At 69.7% G+C, this 23,292-nt stretch carries 17 protein-coding genes and 1 pseudogene; 7 read left to right on the top strand and 11 right to left on the bottom strand.

Annotated elements, in window-relative coordinates:
- Nucleotides 1-29: 29 nt before the first annotated feature.
- The 5 genes from STSP_RS15620 to STSP_RS15600 form a co-directional block, all read right to left on the bottom strand.
- Nucleotides 30-1,202, bottom strand: coding sequence for a HAMP domain-containing sensor histidine kinase (locus STSP_RS15620; RefSeq protein WP_232789656.1), 1,173 nt, complete (start codon nt 1,200-1,202; stop codon nt 30-32).
- Nucleotides 1,199-1,942 carry a response regulator transcription factor gene (locus tag STSP_RS15615; protein ID WP_067277655.1) on the bottom strand — a complete coding sequence of 248 codons (744 nt, stop codon included), beginning with the start codon at nt 1,940-1,942 and terminating at the stop codon, nt 1,199-1,201. Before STSP_RS15615 ends, STSP_RS15620 begins: the two co-directional genes overlap by 4 nt.
- A 114-nt stretch (nt 1,943-2,056) precedes the next feature.
- Nucleotides 2,057-2,749 carry a spermine/spermidine synthase domain-containing protein gene (locus STSP_RS15610; RefSeq protein WP_067277653.1) on the bottom strand — a complete coding sequence of 231 codons (693 nt, stop codon included), beginning with the start codon at nt 2,747-2,749 and terminating at the stop codon, nt 2,057-2,059.
- A 33-nt stretch (nt 2,750-2,782) separates the two neighbouring features.
- Nucleotides 2,783-4,009 (bottom strand): DUF3626 domain-containing protein, encoded by a 1,227-nt coding sequence (locus tag STSP_RS15605; RefSeq protein ID WP_067277651.1) that lies wholly within the window; start codon nt 4,007-4,009, stop codon nt 2,783-2,785.
- Nucleotides 4,006-4,755, bottom strand: a complete 750-nt coding sequence (locus tag STSP_RS15600; RefSeq protein WP_067277648.1) for an SAM-dependent methyltransferase — start codon at nt 4,753-4,755, stop codon at nt 4,006-4,008. Before STSP_RS15600 ends, STSP_RS15605 begins: the two co-directional genes overlap by 4 nt.
- A 386-nt stretch (nt 4,756-5,141) precedes the next feature.
- Here STSP_RS15600 and lon point away from each other — a divergent pair, with 386 nt between their 5' ends.
- A complete protein-coding gene (gene lon / locus STSP_RS15595) occupies nt 5,142-7,559 on the top strand; it encodes an endopeptidase La (protein WP_067277643.1) in 2,418 nt (805 codons plus the stop codon).
- 123 nt (nt 7,560-7,682) lie between these two features.
- Here the strand turns inward: lon and STSP_RS15590 are convergent, their stop codons facing one another.
- Together STSP_RS15590 and STSP_RS15585 are read right to left on the bottom strand one after the other, a co-directional pair.
- Nucleotides 7,683-8,543: a lysozyme gene (locus STSP_RS15590; RefSeq protein ID WP_067277640.1), complete on the bottom strand. Its 861-nt coding sequence runs from the start codon at nt 8,541-8,543 to the stop codon at nt 7,683-7,685.
- A gap of 733 nt (nt 8,544-9,276) precedes the next feature.
- A complete protein-coding gene (locus STSP_RS15585) occupies nt 9,277-10,071 on the bottom strand; it encodes an SDR family oxidoreductase (RefSeq protein WP_067277638.1) in 795 nt (264 codons plus the stop codon).
- A gap of 351 nt (nt 10,072-10,422) precedes the next feature.
- Here STSP_RS15585 and STSP_RS15580 point away from each other — a divergent pair, with 351 nt between their 5' ends.
- The 6 genes from STSP_RS15580 to STSP_RS15555 all read left to right on the top strand — a co-directional run bounded on the left by STSP_RS15580 (nt 10,423) and on the right by STSP_RS15555 (nt 18,325).
- Entirely contained in the window at nt 10,423-11,484 is a 1,062-nt protein-coding gene (locus STSP_RS15580; protein ID WP_067277635.1) for a LacI family DNA-binding transcriptional regulator, read from the top strand.
- Between the two features lie 93 nt (nt 11,485-11,577).
- Nucleotides 11,578-12,987, top strand: coding sequence for an ABC transporter substrate-binding protein (locus tag STSP_RS15575; protein ID WP_067277629.1), 1,410 nt, complete (start codon nt 11,578-11,580; stop codon nt 12,985-12,987).
- 169 nt (nt 12,988-13,156) lie between these two features.
- Complete coding sequence (locus STSP_RS15570; protein ID WP_067277627.1) at nt 13,157-13,999, top strand: carbohydrate ABC transporter permease; 843 nt, start codon at nt 13,157-13,159, stop codon at nt 13,997-13,999.
- Entirely contained in the window at nt 13,996-14,874 is an 879-nt protein-coding gene (locus tag STSP_RS15565) for a carbohydrate ABC transporter permease (RefSeq protein WP_067277625.1), read from the top strand. The genes STSP_RS15570 and STSP_RS15565 overlap by 4 nt, the downstream gene beginning before the upstream one ends.
- A 47-nt stretch (nt 14,875-14,921) precedes the next feature.
- Entirely contained in the window at nt 14,922-16,388 is a 1,467-nt protein-coding gene (locus tag STSP_RS15560; protein WP_067277841.1) for a glycoside hydrolase family 32 protein, read from the top strand.
- Nucleotides 16,389-16,534: 146 nt separating this feature from the next.
- Nucleotides 16,535-18,325: a coagulation factor 5/8 type domain-containing protein gene (locus STSP_RS15555; RefSeq protein WP_067277624.1), complete on the top strand. Its 1,791-nt coding sequence runs from the start codon at nt 16,535-16,537 to the stop codon at nt 18,323-18,325.
- A gap of 337 nt (nt 18,326-18,662) precedes the next feature.
- On the opposite strand, the pseudogene STSP_RS15550 reads toward STSP_RS15555, so the two are convergent.
- From STSP_RS15550 to STSP_RS15535, 4 genes and pseudogenes are all read right to left on the bottom strand, one after another.
- Nucleotides 18,663-18,845: pseudogene (locus tag STSP_RS15550) on the bottom strand (IS256 family transposase); the annotation flags it as partial.
- 229 nt (nt 18,846-19,074) lie between these two features.
- Nucleotides 19,075-19,473, bottom strand: coding sequence for a hypothetical protein (locus STSP_RS15545; RefSeq protein ID WP_067277619.1), 399 nt, complete (start codon nt 19,471-19,473; stop codon nt 19,075-19,077).
- A complete protein-coding gene (locus tag STSP_RS40205) occupies nt 19,470-21,566 on the bottom strand; it encodes a hypothetical protein (RefSeq protein WP_067277617.1) in 2,097 nt (698 codons plus the stop codon). The genes STSP_RS15545 and STSP_RS40205 overlap by 4 nt, the downstream gene beginning before the upstream one ends.
- Nucleotides 21,563-23,281 (bottom strand): hypothetical protein, encoded by a 1,719-nt coding sequence (locus STSP_RS15535; RefSeq protein ID WP_157902841.1) that lies wholly within the window; start codon nt 23,279-23,281, stop codon nt 21,563-21,565. The genes STSP_RS40205 and STSP_RS15535 overlap by 4 nt, the downstream gene beginning before the upstream one ends.
- Between the last annotated feature and the right edge of the window lie 11 nt (nt 23,282-23,292).

Below are 23,292 nucleotides of genomic sequence, written 5' to 3'. Positions count from 1 at the left end.
CTTGGGACCCCGCCTACTCGAACTTTACGTCAACTTTGCGGATGCGGCAGGCCCGGAAGTGTGACCTGGATCCGGCAGCCGCGAGGCGATTCGGCCACGCCGATGGAGCCGCCGTGTAGGTCCACGGCCCAGCGCGCGATCGCCAGGCCGAGGCCCGTGCCGCCGTCGCTGCCCGGCCCCTGCGCGACCGCGTGGGAGTACCTGCCGCGGTTGAACCGCTCGAAGACCCGGTGCCACTCCGACCGCGGGATGCCCGGGCCCTCGTCCAGGACCTCCAGGTCAAGCGACTCGGGTGTCGGGCCGCGCCGGGCCCGCAGCGTCACCCGGCCGTGCGGAGGGCTGTGCTTGACGGCGTTGTCGATCAGGTTGGCCACGACCTGGTGGATCCGCTCCGGGTCCGCGTGCGCCGTCAGCTCCGGCGGCGACACGTCCAGGTGCAGATGGACGTCCGTACGCGTGTGGCTGCCGGAACCGGAGGCGATGCCCGCGCGCTGCGAGGCGATCATGTTGGCCTCCTTCAGCACGCCCGACAGGTACGGCCACACCTCGAAGCGGCGGGCCTTCAGCGGTACGACGCCGTTGTCCAGGCGGGACAGGTCGAGAAGCGTCTCGACCAGGCGGCCCAGGCGCTCGGTCTGCTTCAGGGCCGTGCGCATCGTCTCGGGGTCGGCGGCCGAGACGCCGTCGACGACGTTCTCCAGGACCGCGCGCAGGGCCGCGATGGGAGTGCGCAACTCGTGCGAGACGTTGGCGACCAGCTCCTTGCGTTGCTGGTCCTGGGCCTCCAGGTCGTCGGCCATGCGGTTGATCGTCGAGGCCAGATCGCCGAGCTCGTCGCGCCGGTCGGCGCCGCGCACCCGCCGTGTGTAGTCGCCGTCCGAGATGGAGCGGGCCACCCTGTTCATCTCGTCGAGCGGAGCCGTGAGGGAGTGCGCCACGAACTGGGTGATCAGCAGGGTCGCTATCACCGAGAAGACCGTGATGAAGCGGAACTCCGTCTTCGTGCGCACCGCGACCATCAGCAGGCCGGTCGTGATGAACACCGACACGACGACCAGGGTGCCGAGCTTCGTCTTGATGGAGAACGGCCGCAGCGAACCCCAGGGGGCCCCGCCCCGGCGGCCGGGCGCAGCGGGCTGCCGGCGCGGAGATCCCGCGTCGCCGCCCCCGCCCGTCTCCACCGGCCCTGCCGACGCGCTCATGGCGTGGGCGTCTCCAGCGCGTACCCGACGCCGTGCACCGTGCGGATCCGCTCGGCGCCGATCTTGCGCCGCAGCGCCTTGATGTGGCTGTCGACGGTCCGGGTGCCGGAGGCGTCCGCCCAGTCCCAGACCTCGGCCAGCAGCTGCTCGCGGGAGAGCACGGCGCGCGGTGTGTTCGCGAGGCACACCAGCAGGTCGAATTCGGTGGGCGTCAGGTGGACGTCCTCGCTGCGCACCCGCACCCGGCGCTGGGCGTGGTCGATCTCGAGCTCGCCGAGCCGGAGTATGCCGCTGCGCGGGGTCGTCGCGGCGAGCGCGGCACGCTCCACGCGGCGCAGCAGGACGTGCACCCGGGCGGCCAGCTCGCGCATCGAGAACGGCTTGGTCATGTAGTCGTCCGCGCCGACGCCGAGCCCGACCAGCATGTCGGTCTCGTCGTCACGCGCGGTCAGCATCAGCACCGGGACGGGCCGCTGCGCCTGTACCCGGCGGCACACCTCGAGGCCGTCGAAGCCGGGCAGCATGACGTCGAGGATCAGCAGATCGGGTTGCCATGCCTCGGCCGTGTCGACGGCGGCCGGTCCGTCGCCCGCTGTTTGCACGAGGAATCCCTCGGCTCGCAGCCGGGCGGAGATGGCGTCGACGATCGTCGGGTCGTCCTCGACCACCAGCACCCGTCGCTGAGCGCCCGGCGTGGCAGCCGCGGTGCCGTTGTGGGAGGTGTGTGTCGTCTGCTCCATCGCCCCGCCCCTGACTGTGCTTTCCGGAATCCGTGGGGTGATCCCATTACTGCGCTTGACGCTTGAATGATCTGCGCGCCGAGCAGCAGCGTACGGGGCGCGACCGCGCCTCGGCTATTCAGCCCTGGTTGCAAGATGGACTACGTCCGGAACGCCCCGGGCAACCGGGACCTCTTCGGTACGGACCCCTTGGAATCCGGCATTCCGCAAGGTTTGTTCAAAACGAGGCGATGGCTGGGCGGACCAGACGGCGAGCACACCGCCCGGCGTGAGCCGCTCACGGCATGCCGCGAGCCCGGCAGGCGAGTACAGGCCCTCGTTGTCGTCGGTCACGGTCCAGCCCGGGCCGTTGTCGATGTCCAGGCAGAGTGCGTCGTATGCCTCTTCCGACTCGTGTACGTATGCGACGAGGTCGGCTGCCACGATCTCCGTACGAGGATCGGCGAGCGCCTCGGCGGAGAGCTCCGACAGCGGGCCGTCACGGTGCCAGTCGATGACGGCCTGTTCGCGCTCGACGACCACGATGCGCTTCCAGCGCGGGTTCCGTGCCGCGTGGGCGAGCGAGAAGCCGACGCCGAGACCGCCGATGAGGACGGTGGGTGCGGGGCGGTCGTCCAGCGCGTCCAGGGCCGCGTCCACGAGGCGCCGCTCCGAGCGGCCGTCCGATGTGTCCATGAGGAAGCAGCCGTTGGCGATGATCTGCAGCAGCCCGCCGTGGCGGCGGAGGACCACCTCGCCGTGGGGGCCCTCCCGCCGGTCCAGGACGACGGGGCCTTCCGGGACGGGGGTGTTGTGCGGGGTGGGCATGGTTCCCATCCTGGTCGGGCCGTCGCTATACGGCTACTTCTTTGCGGACCATCCACCCGGCGGGGCGGGTCGATGGTCCGGTTCGCCGAACTGCACCAGGCAGTGCCACAACTGCTTGACGTACTGCAGCACTTCGTCCTGAGTGCCCCATTCCGCCCACTCCTGCGGGTCGGTGACGACGGATGCGGCGGCGCGTCCCAGGACCTGCGCGTCCAGCAGTCCGTCCGGACCGGCGAATTCCGCACAGATGCGGAGGGCGAGGGGGCGCATCACCGGTCCCCTGAACTCGTCGTCCAGGTCCTGCGCTCGAAGGCGGAACCCCTCGTGCCACTCCACCGTCAGCCCGTGGCGCGCGGCGGTCGCCACCAGCAGCGCCCCGGTTCGTGTGCCGCGGAAGGACGGGTCCAGGACCAGGGCTTCCGCATTGCGGTGCAGGTCGACGGGGCCGTGGACCTGCACCTCGATGTACTCGTCCAGCGCCCGCCCGTTCCGTACGGGACGGATGGGCTCCGGCAGTTCGTGCAGGACCGCCACCGGGTCGGCGCCCGTGACACCGAGGATCCGGCCGGTGTCCCGTGCCGTCTCGCACAGCCCGGCGAGTACGGGTGCGAAGGCGTCGATGGTGCCGATGTCGTCCGGGCCGACGTGGCTGTCACCGAAGCAGTAGGTGGCGCGGGCGTGCACGGCGGGGCGCAGGCGCACATGGCAGGAGCCGTAGCGCGGGCACGCGCCGTCAGGGTGCTTCATCAGGTTGAGCCCCCCGTACCTGGGCCGCTCACCCGCGGTGACGCCCGGCGCGTGATACGCCCCGCCGAACAGCCGCTCCTCCCATCCGTCCCGGTCCCCGCCGGTATACGCGGTGCGGCTGCCGTTGGACAGACCTGTCTCGTACTGGCTGCGGTATCGCCCGTCCGAGCAGAGGGACTCGGCGACGGTGCGGCCGTCTGCGAGCAGCCGGTCCGGGTGAAAGTTGAGCGTCACGCGCGCGTGCTCGCGTATGAGGGAGGTGAGCTGCTCGACGAGGTGCTGGACGTGGGTGGCGGGGCTCACCGGCGGGCTGACGGCGGTGGCCGAGGGGGTCGATTCCCATCCGATGGTGGCGGCCGATGCGGTGGCTTCCGCACTGATGGTGGCGGCCGATGCGGTCGTCTCCGCGCCGATGGCGGCGGCGATACGGGCCACCGCGGTCGCGTGGCGTGCCCGGCCCGCGGCCCGCACGTGGTGCAGGGCCGCCGCCTGCGCCGCAGTCAGGCCCCTCACGTGTCGCCGGCCCGGCGCAGCACCAGCGTCACGAAACCGAGGGTGCCGCGGTAGCCGCGCAGCCATGCCTCGCGGTGGGCGGCCGCGGCCTCCAGGGCGTCGTCGTGGCCGGGGTCGTCGAGGTGGTCAAGGGCCCAGCGGGTGAGGGTCCCGGTCCAGGACCACTCGTAGTCATCCCACTCCTCGGGGGTGCTGACGTGCCCGTACACCGGGCGCCAGCCGTCGGCCGTGATCCGGTCGACGGTGGTCGGGAGATCGGCGTACTCGTCCGGCGCGAACCCCGCGTCGAGCGTCGCCCGGTCCGGCTCCCGCTCCCAGAAGCCGTCCCCGACCAGGACGCTTCCGCCCGGGGCGAGGTGGCTGCGGGCGGTCCGGAGCGTGGGCAGCAGCCCGCCCCAGACGTGCGCGGCACCGACGCTGAGCACCAGGTCGTACGGGCCGGAGGCGGTGAACTCCGTCGCGTCCTGGTGGTGGAGGGTGAGCCGGTCCCCGATGCCGTCCCACTCGGCCGCCGCCCGGGCGCGGTCCAGGGCAGCGGCGGCGAGGTCGACTCCGTCGGCCCGCAGCTCCGGCCGCCCGGCGAGAGCCCGCAGCAGCCACTCGCCGGACCCGCAGCCGAGATCGAGCAGACGCGCCTCGCCGTGCGGCAGCGCCCGCTCCAGGAGCCGCCCCACCGAGTCGTCGCTCAGGGGCGCCGCGATCGGATGGTCGCCGTGGGCGAGGGCGCTGATCGTCTGCCGGTCCATGCGGGCATCCTGGCGCCAACCGGCGCCCGTGTCCCGGTAATTAGCCGCCCGTGAGCGCCGACGGCGTGGCGCCGGCGGGGGAGACGGTGCTCAGCGTCAGTTCGCAGCGTCGAAGAAGAGACTGGTCAGCGGCGCGACGACCGTCCAGCCCAGTGACTCGTACAGCGCCCGTCCCTCCACGGTGGCCCCCAGCACGCCGTCGTCGCGCCCCGGTCGAGCGCGATGCTCGCGAGCGTACGCCCCGCGCATGCAGGCTGTGCCCGCCCATTACACCTCTGACCTGGGCGGAGCCCTTGATCGCTCAGAGCGAACAGAGCCCTGGGAACATCCCAGGGCTCATATGCATTGAGCCTGTACAGCTCAACTTGACTGCCGAAGGGGAGATCATGGGTTCGACGTCCACACCGCTCACCCTGCCCGTGCTGCCGCTCGACGACGAGGTCGTGCTGCCCGGGATGGTGGTTCCGCTGGACCTCACCGATGCCGACGTACGCGCCGCGGTGGAGGCCGCTCAGGCCGCCGCGCGGTCCAGTGGGGACAGCAAGCCGAAGGTGCTGCTTGTTCCACGCATCGACGGGACGTACGCCGCCACCGGTGTGCTCGGCACCGTCGAGCAGGTGGGGCGGCTCTCCGGCGGCGATCCGGGCGCGCTGATCCGCGGCCGCGGCCGCGTGCAGATCGGCGCCGGGACGCCGGGGCCGGGTGCGGCGCTGTGGGTCGAGGGCATGCAGGTCGACGAGACCGTGCCGGACCCGCTGCCCGGCGCGGTCGCCGAGCTGGTGAAGGAGTACAAGGCGCTGGCCACGAGCTGGCTGAAGAAGCGCGGCGCGTGGCAGGTCGTGGACCGTGTGGCGCAGATCGACGACGTGTCGGCCCTCGCGGACAACTCCGGCTACTCGCCGTTCCTGACCACCGCCCAGAAGGTGGAGCTCCTGGAGACCACCGACCCGGTCGCGCGTCTCAAGCTCGCCACGGAGCAGCTCCGCGAGCACCTCGCCGAGCAGGACGTGGCCGAGTCCATCGCCAAGGACGTCCAGGAGGGCGTCGACAAGCAGCAGCGCGAGTTCCTGCTGCGCCGCCAGCTCGAAGCCGTACGCAAGGAGCTGCGCGAACTCAACGGCGAGGACGGGGACGACCAGTCCGACGACTACCGCGCGCGCGTGGAGGCCGCCGACCTTCCCGAGAAGGTGCGGGAGGCCGCGCTCAAGGAGGTCGACAAGCTCGAGCGGGCGAGCGACCAGTCGCCCGAGGGCTCCTGGATCCGCACCTGGCTCGACACCGTCCTCGAACTCCCCTGGCACGAGCGGACCGAGGACCAGTACGACATCCAGGGCGCCAAGGCCGTGCTCGACGCCGAGCACGCCGGCCTGGAGGACGTGAAGGAGCGGATCACCGAATACCTGGCGGTGCGCAAGCGGCGCGCCGACCGGGGACTGGGCGTGGTCGGCGGGCGGCGCGGGGGTGCCGTTCTCGCGCTCGTCGGCCCGCCCGGTGTCGGCAAGACCAGCCTGGGTGAGTCCGTCGCGCACGCGATGGGGCGGAAGTTCGTGCGCGTCGCACTCGGCGGTGTGCGCGACGAGGCCGAGATCCGTGGCCACCGGCGTACGTACGTCGGTGCCCTCCCCGGCCGTATCGTCCGCGCCATCAAGGAGGCCGGGTCCATGAACCCCGTCGTCCTCCTCGACGAGATCGACAAGGTCGGCTCCGACTTCCGCGGCGACCCCGCGGCCGCCCTGCTCGAGGTCCTCGACCCCGCGCAGAACCACACCTTCCGCGACCACTACCTGGAGGTGGAGCTGGACCTGAGCGACGTCGTGTTCCTGGCCACCGCCAACGTCCTGGAGGCCATCCCGGAGGCGCTGCTCGACCGGATGGAGCTCGTCCGGCTCGACGGCTACACCGAGGACGAGAAGGTCGTCATCGCCCGGGACCACCTGCTGCCGCGTCAGCTGGAGCGGGCCGGGCTCAGCACGGACGAGGTCGTCATCGACGAGGGCGCGCTGCGCAAGCTCGCCGGCGAGTACACACGCGAGGCGGGCGTCCGCAACCTCGAGCGCTCCGTCGCCCGGCTGCTCCGCAAGATCGCAGCCCAGCACGAACTCGGCGAGCGCGAACTGCCGTTCACGGTCACGGAGGGCGACCTCCGCGGGCTGATCGGGCGGCCGCACCACGTGCCCGAGTCCGCGCAGGACCCGGCCGAGCGGCGTACGGCCGTGCCCGGTGTCGCCACCGGCCTCGCCGTCACCGGCGCGGGCGGCGACGTCCTCTACGTCGAGGCGTCGCTCGCCGACCCGGAGACGGGCGCCGCGGGGCTGACGCTCACCGGCCAGCTCGGGGACGTGATGAAGGAGTCCGCGCAGATCGCGCTCTCCTTCCTCCGCTCGCACGGCGCCGAACTGGAGCTGCCGGTCGGCGACCTGAAGGACCGGGGTGTGCACATCCACTTCCCGGCGGGCGCGGTCCCGAAGGACGGCCCGAGCGCGGGCATCACGATGACGACGGCCCTCGCCTCGCTCCTGTCCGGCCGTCTGGTCCGTACGGACGTGGCGATGACCGGTGAGGTCTCGCTGACCGGACGGGTCCTGCCCATCGGCGGCGTCAAGCAGAAGCTGCTGGCCGCCCACCGGGCCGGGATCACGACGGTCGTCATCCCGAAGCGGAACGAGCCCGACCTGGACGACGTACCGGCCGAGGTCCTCGACAAGCTCGACGTCCACGCGGTCACGGACGTCCGCCAGGTGCTGGAGCTGGCGCTGTCACCGGCGACGAACGGCGCGCCCGCGGAGGTGCCGGTCGCCGCGTGACCCGGCAGCCCGGCACGCCCGGCGAGCCTGGATGAACAAGGTTTCGGTCGCGGGGTGACGGACGCGACCGGAACGCAAAGGCCCGGGACTCACTGTGGGTCCCGGGCCCGCGCGTATCCGGGATCAGCCGTTGGCCAGTGCCTGCACCCGGTCCAGCGCCCCGTTGAACTTGTTGTGATCGCCGACGGTGGGGCCGGTCGACGTGTACTGCCACATCGTCTGGTAGCTCCAGCCTGCGGGGAGTTCACCGACCGTCGTGTTGTAGCGGGCGATCCACAGCGGGTTGGCCGAGGCGAAGCCGCTGTAGTTGCCGGTGCACAGCTTCCACCAGCTCGTCGAGGTGTAAATCACCGCGTCGCGGCCCGTACGCGCCTTGTACTGGTCGAGGAAGCTCTTGATCCAGCTGACCATGCCGCTCTGCGTCTTGCCGTAGCAGTCCGTCCCGTACGGATTCCACTCGATGTCCAGCGCGCCCGGCAGCGTCTTGCCGTCCCTGGACCAGCCGCCGCCGTTGTCCAGGAAGTAGTTGGCTTGCGTGGCGCCGCTCGTCGTGTCGGGGGTCGCGAAGTGGTACGACCCGCGGATCATCCCGACGTTGTACGAACCGTTGTACTGCTGCGTGAAGTAGGTGTTCTTGTAGTACGTGCCCTCGGTGGCCTTGACGTAGGCCCACTTCACGCCGCTGCTCCAGAGCGTCGACCAGGCGACGTTGCCCTGGTGGCTGCTGACGTCCACGCCCTCCGTCTGGACGGCGCGGGTGTCCGGCGGCAGCCCGCCCTGGCCGTCGTGCTCGATGACACCCATGCCCATAGAGGCGGAGCCCCGCGCTGGTATGTCCGCGGTGGCCGTGCCGCCGGTGCCGGCCGCCTGCGCCGCGAACGGCAGCGCGAGCAGCAGTGAGAGTGCCGCGAGGAGGGTCCCGGCCGCCGACAGCATCGGGCGGCGCGGAGGGTGGGGACGGTGCGTGGGTCTGTGCACGGGCATACGTGCCAGGGTTCTCCAGGCTGATAGATGTCTCACGAGACACCCCAACGCCCACCCACTGTCCTCGACCATTAGGGAGGCGGTCCCGCTGGGCCGACGCCCGCCTGTCCTGTCCCTCAAGTCGGCTGACTCTCGCCGGGCGAGAGGCAGTGGGACGACGACGCCAAAGCGCTACTGCCAGCGGTGCATCAGCCACCGCTCCAGTCTCGGGGCGCTATTCAGCCGTTGTAGAGCTCGTCGAGGCGGCTGATGCCGCCTCTTTCGTCGGTACGACAGGGCCGCTGAGCGCTGCGCTGGCCGGCCTCGGGCTGGAAGGGGTGGCGGCATAGCTGCGTTGGAGGCCATGCGGCTGGGCGCGCGGAGTGGTTCCGCCAGGCGGCTGCTGCGGATGGCTTCGGCCAGCCTCTAGACTAGTGGACCTCGGTTGACACCACGGCCGGTTAGCGCTGGCGCTTGCGCGGCGAGTTGTGCGTGCCGCGCACCGAGATTGCTGGGTGCGCGGCGTTTTGGGGGGCCAGCGGTGGCCGTCGGCCTCGGCGGCGAGGGCGCGACGGTGAGGCCGGCGTTGGAGGCGGTGGCCGGTCCTGTAAAGAGGCGGTGGCTGTGTCACCTCCGTGGACGTCATTTCCACGCGAGTTCGGGAGTCACTTGCCGCGCATCTCCATGATCAATGTCAGTGAGAAGTGACGTCGCTCTGTGGTTCGAGGCCGACACTGGCTCGACCTGCTCTTTCTCAGAGAGCGGTGCGGAAGCCGCCGTTGCTGAAGAGGTGCTGGCCGTTGATCCACTGGCCCTGCGGGGAGCAGAGGAAAGCAACAAGATTGGCAGGCTCCTCGGGGCCTGCGATCCGCCCTGCGGGCGTCTGCTTGGTGCCGGAAGCGCGGACCTCGTCCGTCATCCACCCGGTGTCGATGGGGCCGGGGTTGATGATATTGGCGCGGACGCCAAGATGGGCGAACTCGTGGGCGGCGGCAAGGGTGATGCGGTCCAGGGCGCCCTTGCTGGCGCCGTAGGGAAGGTTGCCGACGACGTGGTCGCTGGTGAAGGCGATGATGCGCCCGGGATCGGCATCGTCGGTCGTCCCTTGAAAGCGCCGCCCGAACTCGCGGATGAGCAGCCACGCGGCGCGGGCGTTGACCGCGAAGTGCCGGTCGAAGCTGTCCACGGTCGTGGTCATGAGGCTCAGGTCGCGCTGTTCGCAGTGGCACATCACCAGAGCTCTGACGGGCCCAAGGTCCTTCTCGGCGGAGTCGAAGACGGCCGCTGGGACGGCCGGGTCTGCGAGGTCTGCTTCCACAGCGCTGTGGCGGGCACCCAGGCTGCCCAACTGGCGACCGAGCGCGGTGGGCGCATCGGGCTCGGGCTCCCAGGGCTTCTCTTCGTCGTAGGGGCGCCAGTAGGTGAAAGCAACGTCCCAGCCAGTCTCGGCGAGGCGGCGGGCCACGGCGGAGCCGATGTTGACGGTGCGTCCGCCCGCACCGGTGACGAGGGCGACGGGTCGGGGACTGGAGGGCGTGGCGTTCGACATGAGACGGGATCATGACCCAGCCCCGACTGTCGCTTCAACTGCATTCAGCCCCCTGCGGGCTTCCCCATAGCGGCCCCCTGCGGCAGAAGCACGCTCCACCGTCCCCGCAAGCCCCTGGGCGACGTCAAAACCAACCGACATCGCAAACTCGGCCAGAAGGTGCCTCCCCGCAGTCACCTCGAAACGACTCTCGCACTGAGATGCAAAGCCAAGGCGGTCCATGGCACCTCGCACACGCGTGGACATGAGTTTGTAACCAGCCATTGACAGGAGCTTTGGCCGAAGGCACTCTCATGTGCACACGGTTGCCTAACCGGTTAGGCAGCTCGGTTTCTACCAGTATGGGCGGGGATGATGGCGCGCCGGATCGGGATCAAGGACGTGGCCGCGGCGGCAGGCGTGTCCAAGGCGACCGTGTCGCACGTCCTGAACCGGGTCGAGGGCAAGCGGATCAGCCAAGAGACCCAGCAGCGCATCTGGCGGGTCGCCGAGGAGCTCGGATATACGCCGAACAGCCTGGCGCAGGCTCTGGCGACGCAGCGGTCGCAGACCATCGGCTTCGTCAGCGACGAGATCGCCACCACGCCGCACGCCGGCCGGATGATCCTCGGCGCCCAGGAGGCCGCCGCGGCCGCGGGCCTGGTACTGCTGCTGGTCAACACAAGCGGCGATGCCGAACTCGAGCGCACCAGCATCGAGATGCTGCTCCAGCGGCAGGTGGACGGCGTGCTGTACGCGGCCATGTACCACCGCATCGTGGTACTGCCCGAGGCGCTGCGTTCGACGCCCACCGTGCTGCTGGACGCGCGCTGCGACGACATGGCCGTCCCCTTCGTGGTGCCCGATGAGGTCCAGGGCGGTTACACCGCGGTGCGCGAGCTGATCGCCCATGGGCACCGCAGGATCGGTGTGACCGTGCAGACCCGCGACCTTCCCGCCCGGGAGGGCCGTCTGGAGGGCTACCGCAGGGCGCTGGCCGAGGCCGGCATCGCCTACGACCCGTCCCTGGTCGCCGCCGAGACGGCGGTGCCCTTCGACACGGTGGGCGGTGATGTGGACTCGGGCTACCGGGCCGCCCGGCGTCTGCTGACGGCCGAGCCGCGCCCGACGGCGTTGTTCTGCTACACCGATCGGATGGCCGCCGGCGCTTACCGGGCTGCCGCCGAGTTGGGACTGTCCATCCCTCATGACCTGTCGGTCGTGGGGTTCGACAACCAGGAGCTGGTCGCCGAGGCGCTCTACCCCCAGTTGACCACGGTCCAGCTTCCGCACTACGAGATGGGAGCGCAGGCCGTCGCACAGCTGCTCGCGCTCACCGGAACGTCGGGTTCGCCACCAGGCCCGGTCGCACAGGAGATGCTGCACTGCCCGCTGGTGGCGCGGGCATCGGTCACTTCGCCGCCCCGGCTCTGAACCCGGGACGGCGAAGCATTCGCACAACGACAGGCGACCGTCGCAATCGGTCGTCATCCCTGTCAGTACTTGAAACACAGTGAGGGTACACGCATGTCCTCTGGGATTCTCAAGGAGCAGTTCAGCCGCCGTGGCGTGCTGAGAGCCGGCGTCGCCTCCGCCGCGGTGGCGGGCGTGGGCGGACTGGCCTCCGCCTGTTCCTCCGGCTCGTCCAGCTCCTCCGACTCGAAGGTGCTGAACGTGCTGGTCTTCACAGACCAGGCGTCCGCGAACAAGCTGAGCACGGCGGCCGCGCCGTTCGAGGCGGCGCACCCCGGCATGAAGGTGAAGTTCACCGGCATCACGGGCACGGACTGGAACGACTTCTTCAGCAAGCTGCTCACCCAGATCGCCGCCGGCAACGCCCCCGACATCGTCTCCGTCGCCACCGAGGGCCTGCAGCTCTTCGCGGCCAAGGGCCTGGCCGAACCGCTGGACGACTACGTGAAGCGGGACGCCTCCGAGCTCAAGTCGTACTTCGCCGACGTCCACCCGGCGCTGATCGAAGCGATGATGTACCAGGGCCACCTGTACGAACTGCCGACCGATTTCAACGCCGGCAACATGTTCTACAGCACCTCCCTGCTGGAAAGCGCCGGCGTGGGACGCCCGGCCGACGACTGGACCAAGGACGACTTCTACGACATCGCCACCAAGATCGCCCGCAAGGGCGGTTCGGCCGTCCCCTACAACTGGGTGGTGCGGCTGTGGGGCAGTTGGACGTCCTGGATGTACGCCAACGGCGGCAACCTGCTGACCGAGGGCAAGTGGGACGGCGGCGACTGGCTGTGGAACACCTTCTACCCGAACGACCCCGCCGCCTCGGGCCGCAAGGGCGGCTGGCGCTGGGGGGATCCGACCGCCAACTCCGCCCCGGTCGTCGAGTCCCTCGACTACATGATCCAGCTGCAGAAAGAGGGCTTGTCGGCCAAGCCTGACGTCGGTGGCGGCGCCACGCTGCAGGGCCTGTTCGCCAGCAACAAGATCGGCATGTCGGTCGGCGGCGGGTTCTGGGCGGGTGGCCTGCACAACGCCGGCATGAAGACGGGCTCCTTCGACGTGCAGTACTTCCCCAAGTGGCGCACGCAGCGGCACCTGTTCGGCGCGGGCGGCTACGGCATCCTCAAGTCGTCCAAGAACAAGGACCTCGCCTGGGAGTTCGTGAAGTCCCTGGTGTCGGCGAAGAACCTGGACGTGCTGATGCCGGGCAACACCACCACGTTCCCGCGCAAGTCGATGATGACGGCCGAGAGGTACTCCACCACCGGCCCCAAGAACTGGCACGTCTTCTACGACACCCTCACCAAGTTCCCCGAGACCGCGCCGATCCCGGCCCCGCCGTACTACCAGGCGATGGCCATCGCGCTGAACAAGCGCACCACCGAGGCGATGTCCTCGGGCAAGGCGAAGGCGGCCCTGGACGGTCTGCAGAGCGACCTCGAGACCGCCATGAAGACAGGGTGAGGCGTTGATGTCACAGGCTTCACAGGCTGTCCGAAACCGTGGCCGCGCGTCCGCCCCGTCGGGTGCGCGGTCCGGCCGCCCTCCCGAGCAACAGGAAGACCAGAGCGCGTCGCTGCGTCGCCGCGCGCAAAACCGGCGCGCCCGCCGCGAGACCCTGTTCGGCTACGCCATGGTGGCCTCGGCCCTGGTCGTGGTCGTCGTGTTCACCGTGGCGCCGATCCTCGCCTCGTTCGTCCTGGCCCTGTTCAAGTGGGACGCCATCTCCAGCCCCGAGTTCGTCGGGCTGGACAATTTCGACGCGCTGCTGAGCGACGAGTCGGTCACCCACTCGCTGCTGGTGACCTCCGGTCTCGCCGTGATCATCGTCTTCCTCCAGGTCGCCCTCGGCCTGGGACTGGCGCTGCTGGTCGCCCAGCGGGCGTCGAAGATCGTGCAGCACCTCTTCCGCGCGGCGTTCTTCCTGCCGATGCTGGCCTCCGCGGCGTCCATCTCGATCGTGATGGCCTACGTGTTCAACGACCAGTTCGGCGTCATCAACTACTACCTGGACCTGCTTCACCTGCCCGAGGTCTCGTGGCTGAGCTCCACCGGGGGAGCGACGGCCACCATCGTGCTGGTCGCCGTGTGGCAGCAACTGGGCTTCACCTTCATCCTCTTCGTCGCCGCCCTCGGCTCCGTACCGGGCGACGTCCTGGAGGCCGCGCAGATCGACGGCGCATCCCCCGCCCGCATGTTCTGGCGGATCAAGCTGCCCCTCATCAGCCCCACCGTGCTGTTCGCCTCCACCGTCGGACTGATCAACACGATGCAGCTGTTCGACCAGCCCTACGTGATGACCAAGGGCGGCCCCGGTGAGTCGACCTACACCACCGTGCTGCTCGTGTACCAGACGGCCTTCCAGAACCTCCAGTTCGGCTATGCCTCGGCCATCTCCGTGGTGCTGTTCGCCGTCCTGCTGATCATCACGGCCGTGCAGTTCACGGTGAGCCGAAAGTGGGTGTTCTACTCGTGACCGCCATCCTCGACACGCAGCCCGCAACCACCGCCCGCGCCCCGCGCCGGCGCCGACGGGTGCGGATCGGACGTCTGCTGTCGCTGACCGTGCTGACGGTTGCGGCCGCGGCTGTGGTGGCGCCGCTGGTGTGGGCACTGGCCACCTCGCTGCGCACCCCGGCCACGTCGTTCGACAATCCGCCGCAGTGGATCCCCACGGATCCGGTCTGGTCGAACTACCAGGCCGTCTTCGACAAGGTGCCCCTTACGGGGTTCTTCCTCAACAGCGTGGTGGTCACCGGGCTCATCGTGGTGGGCCAGCTCATCACCTCCACGATGAGCGGCTATGCCTTCGCCATGGTCCGCTTCCGCGGCAACAAGGCCCTGTTCGCCATCATCCTGGCCACCATGATGGTCCCGATCCAGACGACCATCATCCCGGTCTTCCTGATCATCAAGTATCTGGGACTGACCGACAGCCGCATGGCGCTCGTCCTGCCCGCCGTCGGAGGCGCCTTCGGCACCTTCCTGATGCGGCAGTACTTCTTGCAGATGCCACGCGAACTCGGCGAGGCGGCACGGGTGGACGGAGCCTCCCACTTCCAGGTCTTCGCCCGTATCTACGCCCCCATGGCGCGGGCCCCGATGGCCACCCTGGCGGTGCTCACGTTCTCCGCCTACTGGAACGAATTCTTCCGCCCGCTGATCTTCCTGCAGTCGACCGACAACTTCACCCTGCCCCTGGGCCTGGTGACCCTGCAGGGAAACCTGGGCACCGGCAGCATCTCCATCGTGCTCGCCGGAGTGATCATCGCCCTGATCCCCAGCGTGCTGATCTTCCTTGCCGCCCAGCGGTACTTCGTCGAGGGCATCGTGGCCGGCTCCTTCCGCTGAGCCACCCTCATCTCCCCGACGCTCTCCCACATATGAAAGGCACGCGTGTGTCCACCGCGCCCTTTGACGTGCACCGCCCTGTCGCGCACCTGCGCCCGCCCCGTAACTGGATCAACGACCCCAACGGGCTGGTCCACCACGACGGCCACTACCACGTCTGCTACCAGTACAACCCGTACGGATCCGACCACGCCAACATGCACTGGGGCCACTTCCGCAGCCCCGACCTGATCAGCTGGGAGCCGCTGCCGATCGCCCTCACCCCCACCCCGGGGGGCGAGGACGCCGACGGCTGCTTCTCCGGCAACGCCGTCTCCGACGGCGACCGGCTCGTCGCCTTCTACTCCGCGCACCGCCAGGAGCGCCCGCAACACCAGCTGATCACCACCGCCATCTCCCGCGACGGCGGCCTGACCTTCCACCCCCGCGGCGACCTGCTCATACCCGAGCCGCCCGACGGCACCACCATGTACCGCGACCCCTACGTCTGGCAGGACGGCAACAGCTGGCGGATGCTGGTCGGCGCCGCACTCGCCGACGGCCGCGCCGCGGCCCTGCTGTACGACTCGCCCGATCTGCAGACCTGGACCTACCGGGGACCCTTCTGCGCTGGCGCACCAGAGCCCCTCGGCGACAGGGGACTGCTCACCGGCGAAGGCTGGGAGTGCCCCCAATACCTGCCGGCGGCCGACGGGCGAGGTGCCCTGATCCTCTCCGCCTGGTACGAGCGCGACGGCCCGCACGGCGTGCTGGTCCTGGCCGGTGAGGAGCGCGGCGGTGTCTTCGAAGCGGGCCCGCCCCAACTCCTCGACCACGGTCCGGACTTCTACGCCCCGGCCCTGCTGCGCGCACCCGGTGGTAGATGGCTGCTGTGGGGATGGTCGTGGGAGGCCCGCGACAAGGAGTGGTCGGCGGCCGAAGGCTGGGCGGGAACGCTCACGGTGCCCCGCGAGATAGAACTGACCGAGGACGGTCGCATCTACCAGCGGCCTGCCGCGGAACTGCTCGCGCTCCGCGGTGAACGCACCGTCCACGCATCGGGGCTGGCCTTGAACTCCGCTCCGGTGGATCTGGGCGAAGTAGGCCGCAGCTTCGACCTCACGGCCCGTCTCGAAGCGACCGGCAAGGCCGGCCTGCGCCTGGTCACTGCGGCCGACGGCTCCGAGTACAGCGACATCCTCCTCGACGCCGACGCAGGTCAGTTGGTCGTCGACCGCGACCATGCCTCACTGGACCCGCGTGCCCACGGCGGCACCTACACGATGCCCTGCCCCAGCGGTCAGCCGGTCGACGTGCGCGTCGTCGTCGACCATTCCATCGCCGAGATCTTCCTCTCGACCGGCCAGGTCCTCAACGTGCGCTTCTACCCGGTGGGCGAAGGCCCCTGGCGCCTGCAGGCGCACACGGCGCCCGGCGCGCAGCTCACCTACACGATCGACGCATGGCAGCTCCTGCCGCTGGAGATCAAGGAATCGAGCACCGACACGCCCACCGAGAAGGGCCGCGCGGCGTAAACGCCGCCTCGATCACCGTGCGATTACCCCACGTTCCGGCAGAGCATCCCGGCCGCCTGCCTGCCGTTCCCGAAGGAACCACTCGGCCTCAGAGCGCGCTCTCCGCCGCCTCATTCGCTCACGTCCTCAAACCGGGAGAAAGACCCATGTCTGCTTCGCGTTCCTCCTCGCCCGGACGTCCCGCCGTCGCCCGCCGCACCGTTCTCGGGGCGGCAGGCGCTGCGGCCGCCGCAGCAGTCACCCTTCCCGTGCCGGCGTCGGCCGCCCCCCAGAGCAAGGGGCCGCGGCCCCTGCCCGGTGGCGGCGATCTCGGCCCGAACGTCATCGTCTTCGACCCGTCCACCCCCGGCATCCAGACCAGACTGGACGAGGTGTTCCACCAGCAGGAATCGGACGAGTTCGGCACCGGCCGGTACGCGTTCCTGTTCAAGCCCGGCACCTACAACGGGCTCAACGCCCAGATCGGGTTCCACACCTCCATCGCCGGCCTCGGGCTGACTCCCGACGAGACGACCATCAACGGCGACATCACCGTCGACGCCGAATGGAACGGCGGCAAGGCCACGTCGAACTTCTGGCGGTCCGCCGAGAACCTCGCGGTGGTACCGGCCAACGGCACGAACCGTTGGGCCGTCTCCCAGGCGGCGCCCTTCCGGCGCATGCACGTCCGCGGGAACCTCACCCTCGCCCCCACCGGCTACGGCTGGGCCAGCGGCGGCTACATCGCCGACAGCCGCATCGACGGCCAGGTCGGAACGTACTCCCAGCAGCAGTGGTACACCCGCGACAGCGCCATCGGCGGCTGGACCAACGCCGTTTGGAACATGGTGTTCTCCGGCGTCCAGGGCGCACCCGCGCAGAGCTTCCCCAACCCGCCCTACACCACACTCGACACCACCCCCGTCTCACGCGATAAGCCGTTCCTCTACCTCCGGGGCAGCGAGTACCGGGTCTTCCTGCCCGCCAAGCGCACCAACGCCCGCGGTGTCAGCTGGGGCAACGGCACCCCGCGAGGCACCTCACTGCCCCTGTCGCGGTTCTACGTGGCCAAACCCGGTGTCACCGCAGCCACACTCAACCAGGCACTCGCCCAGGGACTCCACCTGCTGCTGACCCCAGGGATCTATCACCTCGACGAGACGGTCCGCGTCAGGCGGCCCAACACAGTGGTGCTCGGACTCGGCTACGCCACGCTGATCCCGAACAACGGCGTCACCGCCCTCAAGGTCGCCGACGTCGACGGAGTGCGCCTGGCCGGCTTCCTCATCGACGCCGGGCCGGTCAACTCCCGTACCCTGCTCGAAGTCGGCGAACCCGGCTGCTCGGCCGGCCACAGCGCCAACCCGATCACCGTCCAGGACGTGTTCATCCGCATCGGCGGAACCGGCCCGGGCAAGGCAACCACCAGCATGGTGATCAACAGCCGTCACACCATCATCGACCACACCTGGCTCTGGCGCGCCGACCACGGTGACGGCGTGGGCTGGGAGACCAACCGGGCCGACTACGGCCTCGTCGTCAACGGCGACGATGTCCTGGCCACCGGCCTGTTCGCCGAGCACTTCAACAAGTACGACGTGCAATGGAACGGACAGCGCGGCCGCACGATCTTCTACCAGAACGAGAAGGCATACGACGCCCCGAACCAGGCGGCCATCCAGAACGGCTCCGTCAACGGCTACGCGGCATACAAGGTGGCCGACTCGGTGACCACGCACGAGGCCTGGGGCCTCGGCAGCTACTGCAACTACAACGTCGACCCGACCATCGTCCAGCACAACGGCTTCGCCGCCCCGACCACACCGGGCGTGAAATTCCACGGCCTCCTGGTCATCTCCCTCGGCGGCAACGGCCAGTACGAACACGTCATCAACGACACTGGCGCCCCAACCTCAGGCACATCGACCATCCCGTCCACCGTGGTCTCCTATCCCTGAGACGCCATCCGCTTGGATGGGCATCAACCTCCTGGCGGGCGGCTGCACTCCCTCTGGTCCCGAAGTCCCTCGAACGGCTGACCCTGGCCGGTGCGCGGGCGGGGAGGCAGGGGCATGGACATCCGGCCGCCTGTGGACAGCCACCTGCGGCCCTCTTGCCGACACCACCGCCCTCCTGCTGCGGTATCGACTGAGCCACAATCTGGGCGGGTTACCGGCGGGCTTGTCAGGTGCGCTGCCGGCAGGTTCATCGAACGGCGTCGGGTGCTGGTTCCGCAGTTGGCCGGGACCCGGCGGCGTGGCGGAGCCGGTTGGCGATAGCCAGTCCCACCCCCTCTTCCTTCATCTCGGCGTCCACGGCCCGCTCGAGCACGGCACGGGTGACCTCGGTCAGCAGCCCGCCCTCGCCCAGCAGGGCGGCTCCGGAGGCGTCGGCGCGGTCCATCAGCCGCTCGACGCCCTCGTCCACCAGCCTGTCCTCGACCGACTCGACAGCCGAAGCGTTCTCGGTGTCCGTCATGCTGTGTTCGTCCCGGCTGACCAGGGGCAGAGCCTGGGCTCCGACCAGCCTGTCACATCACGGACTTACACGATCTTTCAGACACACTCCGCACTCAGAACCAGACGGGTGCCAGCTCCTGCCTGAGGCGGCGATCCCGGCGGGCGACCGGTCATGGGGGAGGCGGCCAGGCCTCTTCCCATGGTGGCCCTGGCGTCGACGCCGCAGTCGCAACTCACTCGCGCTGTACCTATGGCAGAGGGATGACGACGGCGGAGCGTTTGACGAGCTGCTCCCGCAGGGCGGCGTTCTCGGCGAGAAGGGTGGCGATGACGGTCGCTGCGGCGTCAACCTGCTGCTGGAGGCGCTGACGCTCGCGCCGCTGGTCCTTGAGCTGCCGGCGGAGGCGGGTGATCTCGTCGCTCTGCCTCTGATCGCGCACGCTGGCGGGGCTCTGGCCAACACGGTTGTCCCATTCCGCGAGCACGTTGGAGGCGCGGTTCATGGTGGCGCGGCTGACGCCGGCCTCTCGCCAAAGGTTGTTCTTGGTCAGCTTGCCGTCGGTTCGGGCGGCCTTGCCGGCGAACAGGCGCTCCATCGCCTCGCGCAGGGCCTGCTCAGTCCGGGCGGACACCGTCGGAGCAGTCATGGGGTGTTCCTTCGGATCACGCGGTCGACCTCGTGGAGCTGTTCGGTGAGCAGTGCTCGGCGGTTGGTCGGGAGCTTTCGGGTGGCGAGCAGGTCGGTGAGCGAGGCTCGTTCCGCGGTCCAGATGGGCAGGTGAGCTGGGGCGATGATGCTGTTCGCGCAGCGGGAGGGCTGGCAGCGGTCGATGAGGGGGCCGTGGTGGCCTTCGGGAACGATCGCGTCCTCGAGGCATCTGGCGCCGACTGGGTTGGCGTCGTCCATGGTGCAGTGGTTGAGCTTGCCGAAGCGGACGGACAAGCGCGTGCGGCGCAGGAGGTCGAGTTCGACCCGGAGGTCGCCGCGCTGCGCCTGGGTGGTCGCTCTCATCTCGGCGGCCTTGGCCCGGATGGCGGCGAAGGTCTCGCGCAGGCGGTCGGCGCCCGGTCCGTAGCCGATCGGCTCGCCACGCCCGTCGGCGGCGAAGAGCTCGGCCAGCCGCTCGAAGCGGCGCTCACTGATGGCGGTCCTGAGGTGCTGGGCCCAGGCGGGCGAGGGCTCGGTGTAGCCCTGAGTGGTGGTGTTCGCGAGCGCCCGGGTGGCGACGTGCTTGAGCTGCATTCCGACGGCGATCTCCGAGCCGGGAAACTCCCGGGTGAGCATCGCCATGGTGCGGCGGAACATGTGCGGGGCCAGCTTCTGCTCGGGAATCTGCGGAAGCCCGGTGACGTGCCGGTTGTTGTTGGCGTGCCGGACGAAGCAGGTGATCGCGTCACTACTGTCGAAGTGGTTGATGGGCGACTTGTCCTGCACGGACGCGAAGGCGTACTCGGCATCGACCGACAGCTCGGCCGCCGTGGCGATTGCCTTGGCGACCGGCTCGATGATCCACCAGTGCCGGACTGGCAGGTCCGGGTCCAGTTTGTGCTTGGTCGCCTTCACGGCAGGGCTGCCGTAGTACTCGACGACCGAGTCCTTGAGGATGTCGCGGACTTCGATGTTGCGCATCATTGACAGCCCCACCACCAGCACGAACGCCGCGTTGCGCAGCGCGGTGTACTCGATCCACAGGGCGGGCGGGTGCAGCGAGTGTCGCCAGGGGCCGCGGGTGCCGTCAGCGCGTTCGACCGCGGCCAGGGCGGGCAGGAGCCCGGGCTGCGTGCGGCCGGCGGCGACCATCTCGGTCACACGGGCGCGGGCTAGGCGGCCCGCCGTCGTACCGGGGGCGAAGAGATTCGACGTGTTGCCGAGGCCGAGCATGGCGGTCAGCAACGCCCAGTTCACCGGCGTCGTGGCGCGCGGGTGGCGCAGCGGGTCGTCAGGATGCCATACGGGGACCCTGCTTTCAGGGTCGGCAAGCCACGCGTCGAGTCGGCGCCGCTGCTGTGCAGCTCCCAGGTGCCGTCTCGTGGTTTGGAGTTTCTTCCAGTGGGCGCGGGCGCGCAGGATGTCCGGGCCGAAGACGTCGACGTACGTCCAAGCCGCGTGAATGAGGGGGAACCAGGTCCCGGGTTCGACCACCGCAGTGCGTAGCTTCGCCTCCCGTACCAGGCCCAGGACTTTCGCGCCGGTCTGACCGGGCCAGGGGTCCGCAGGCAGGCCTGTGGTGAGCACTGGGGCGAACTGGTGCAGCAGTTTGACCACCGTGATGTGGGCGCGGACGGCGGTGTCGTCGGTGATGCAGCGGCGCTGGGTGATGTAGCGGTGGAAGTCCTCGACCGACCAGTGGCCGAAATCGTCGGGCAGGTCCTCGGTGGCGCCGAACGCGGCAAGTGCCCGCAGGACCTGGCCGCGGGCCCGCTGGGTGGGGACCTTTCGCGGGGTCGGCGGAAGGTGCACACCCGCGGTCAGGACCGCGGGATGGCGCGGGTTGAACTCGATCATCGCCAACTCCCGGGCGAGGAGGTTCTGGCCCAGGCTGAGGTCGGTGAACGGCAGCCTCCACTGGCCGGTCAAATGGCTCGCCGGGCGGCGCAGGACACCGTTGAAGTCCCAGCAGGTGCTCTCGCCGAAGGTGGGCGATGACGCGCCGGCCAGCAGCGGCAGAGACTGCAGGACGGGTTCGTCGTCGGCGAAGACGCTCGACCGCGGGGCGAGGGGGTGCTGGCGGCCGGTCATTCGAACTCCACCTGGGTGGCGAGTGGAAGGTTGAGAGCCAGCCCTTCGTCGGCGATGCGCTGGCGGGCATGAGTGATCTCGTCGCTGGTCCGCAGGCTGAGGGCCTCAAGGACGTTGGCGCGGCTCTGCCCCCACAAGGCGTGGAAGTGCGCCGGGGACAGGCGGTGCTGGAGCTGTTCGAGATGGGCGGCGAACAGCAACAGTTGAGGGAGGTTGGAGGGCAAGACGAAGGCGTTACGGCACTCCAGGCATCGGGTCGGGGCGACCGGGCACAGTTGGCCGGGGCGGCCGAACGGAGAGGCGAACGGGTCCCGGCAACTGGAGACGCCCATGTCCAGTTCACCGGAACGTAGTTGCTCGACGTCCTCTGCGGATAGGCCGAGAACCTCGGCGGCGTCCGGTTCCGCCAGGGCTTGCTCGGCCTCGTCGCTGAGCACGACCGGGCCGTTCAGGGCCTTGTCGAGCCAGTGCCGCTGGGCGGTGGTGATGACGTGGCCGGAGATGACGCGCAGGGTCGTGCCGTGGGCATAGTGGGTGCGGAAGGTCTCGGCGGTGTGGTCATCGGCGATGTCGCTGATGCGGCCCTTGAACGCGATCGCCTTCTCGACCTTCCCCGATTTACGCAGCCGGCGGATGTCGGCCGGGCCCTGGACCGTCACCTCCCTTGCCCGCAGCCAGTCCCTCAGCGCCGCGCCGCTGCCCTTTCCGGCGAACCGCCGGATCGTCAGCGCATAGTGGTCGACGGACGCGCGCAGGAACAGCGGCACCGGGGTGATACCGGCTCGATCGGCCAACGGGCGGGCAAGCTGCAGCATCCGGCGGGTCAGCTCGACGGCATCCAGCCGCGGCGCTGCCGGGTGCAGGTCACGTTGGTCCTCATCCGGGTCCGCACCGTACGAGCGGCGCTGCACGGTGCGGGCACGTCGTTTCGTGAAGTCGATCAGCACGCTCCGGGAGCTGTACTCCAGGTCGTCCTCGTCGAGCGCGGCGACTTCCTCGGAGGCCCTGCCGGTGGCGGCCATCAGCAAGATCCGGTAGCTGTGCAGATCCATGTCACTGGGGAACAACATCCCTACGAGGTGACGCAGCAGGTACCCGCGGGCCAGATGTGGCAGGACGTTGCCCGGGACGAGTTCACGAAGCGCGGGCGGCCACTGTGGCAGTGCGGGCAGATGGCGCGCGATGTCCTCGCAGGTCCACGCGTCGTTCGCCAGTGCCCACAGCAGGTTGCGCGGCTCCGTCCAGCCGCCATGGGCGGGATCGCACCCCGCGGTCGCGAGCACCCATCCGGATCTGATTCTCGCCTCGGTGGCCAGCCGGTCCGTCCAGGCGGCCTGGATGAGCTTCTTCTTGTCGGCCCGGGTGAACTCGTCCACCTCCTCGCCCCGGCCGCGCCGAAGACCTACGGCGCCCTGCACCCAGCCATCCAGGCGTCCGGCGACCGGTCGGCCCGGGTGCGCGATTCGGCGCGCGATGAGCATCCTCAGCCGCCCGGCGAGGGCGTACGGGTGCCGCGATGCCGCCGGGTAGCCGGCTGGCAGCAGCCGGATCCACTCCGTCACCGCGTGGTGCAGATCCGGCACCTCCCGCGCCAGCGAGGCGTCCCGTGCCGCCGCGACCGTCGCGTCGACGTGGGTGCAAAAGCCGCTGATGGCGTGCCGGTACGTGCGGCAAGATCCTCCCGGAACCCCGCCGATGCCGCCAACTCGACCCACTCGTCCGCGAG

The organism is Streptomyces jeddahensis, assembly GCF_001642995.1.
In the GTDB taxonomy this organism is placed as follows: Bacteria; Actinomycetota; Actinomycetes; order Streptomycetales; family Streptomycetaceae; genus Streptomyces; species Streptomyces jeddahensis.
Note: the sequence above shows the minus strand (reverse complement) of the source record. Positions and strands in the feature narration are given on the sequence as shown.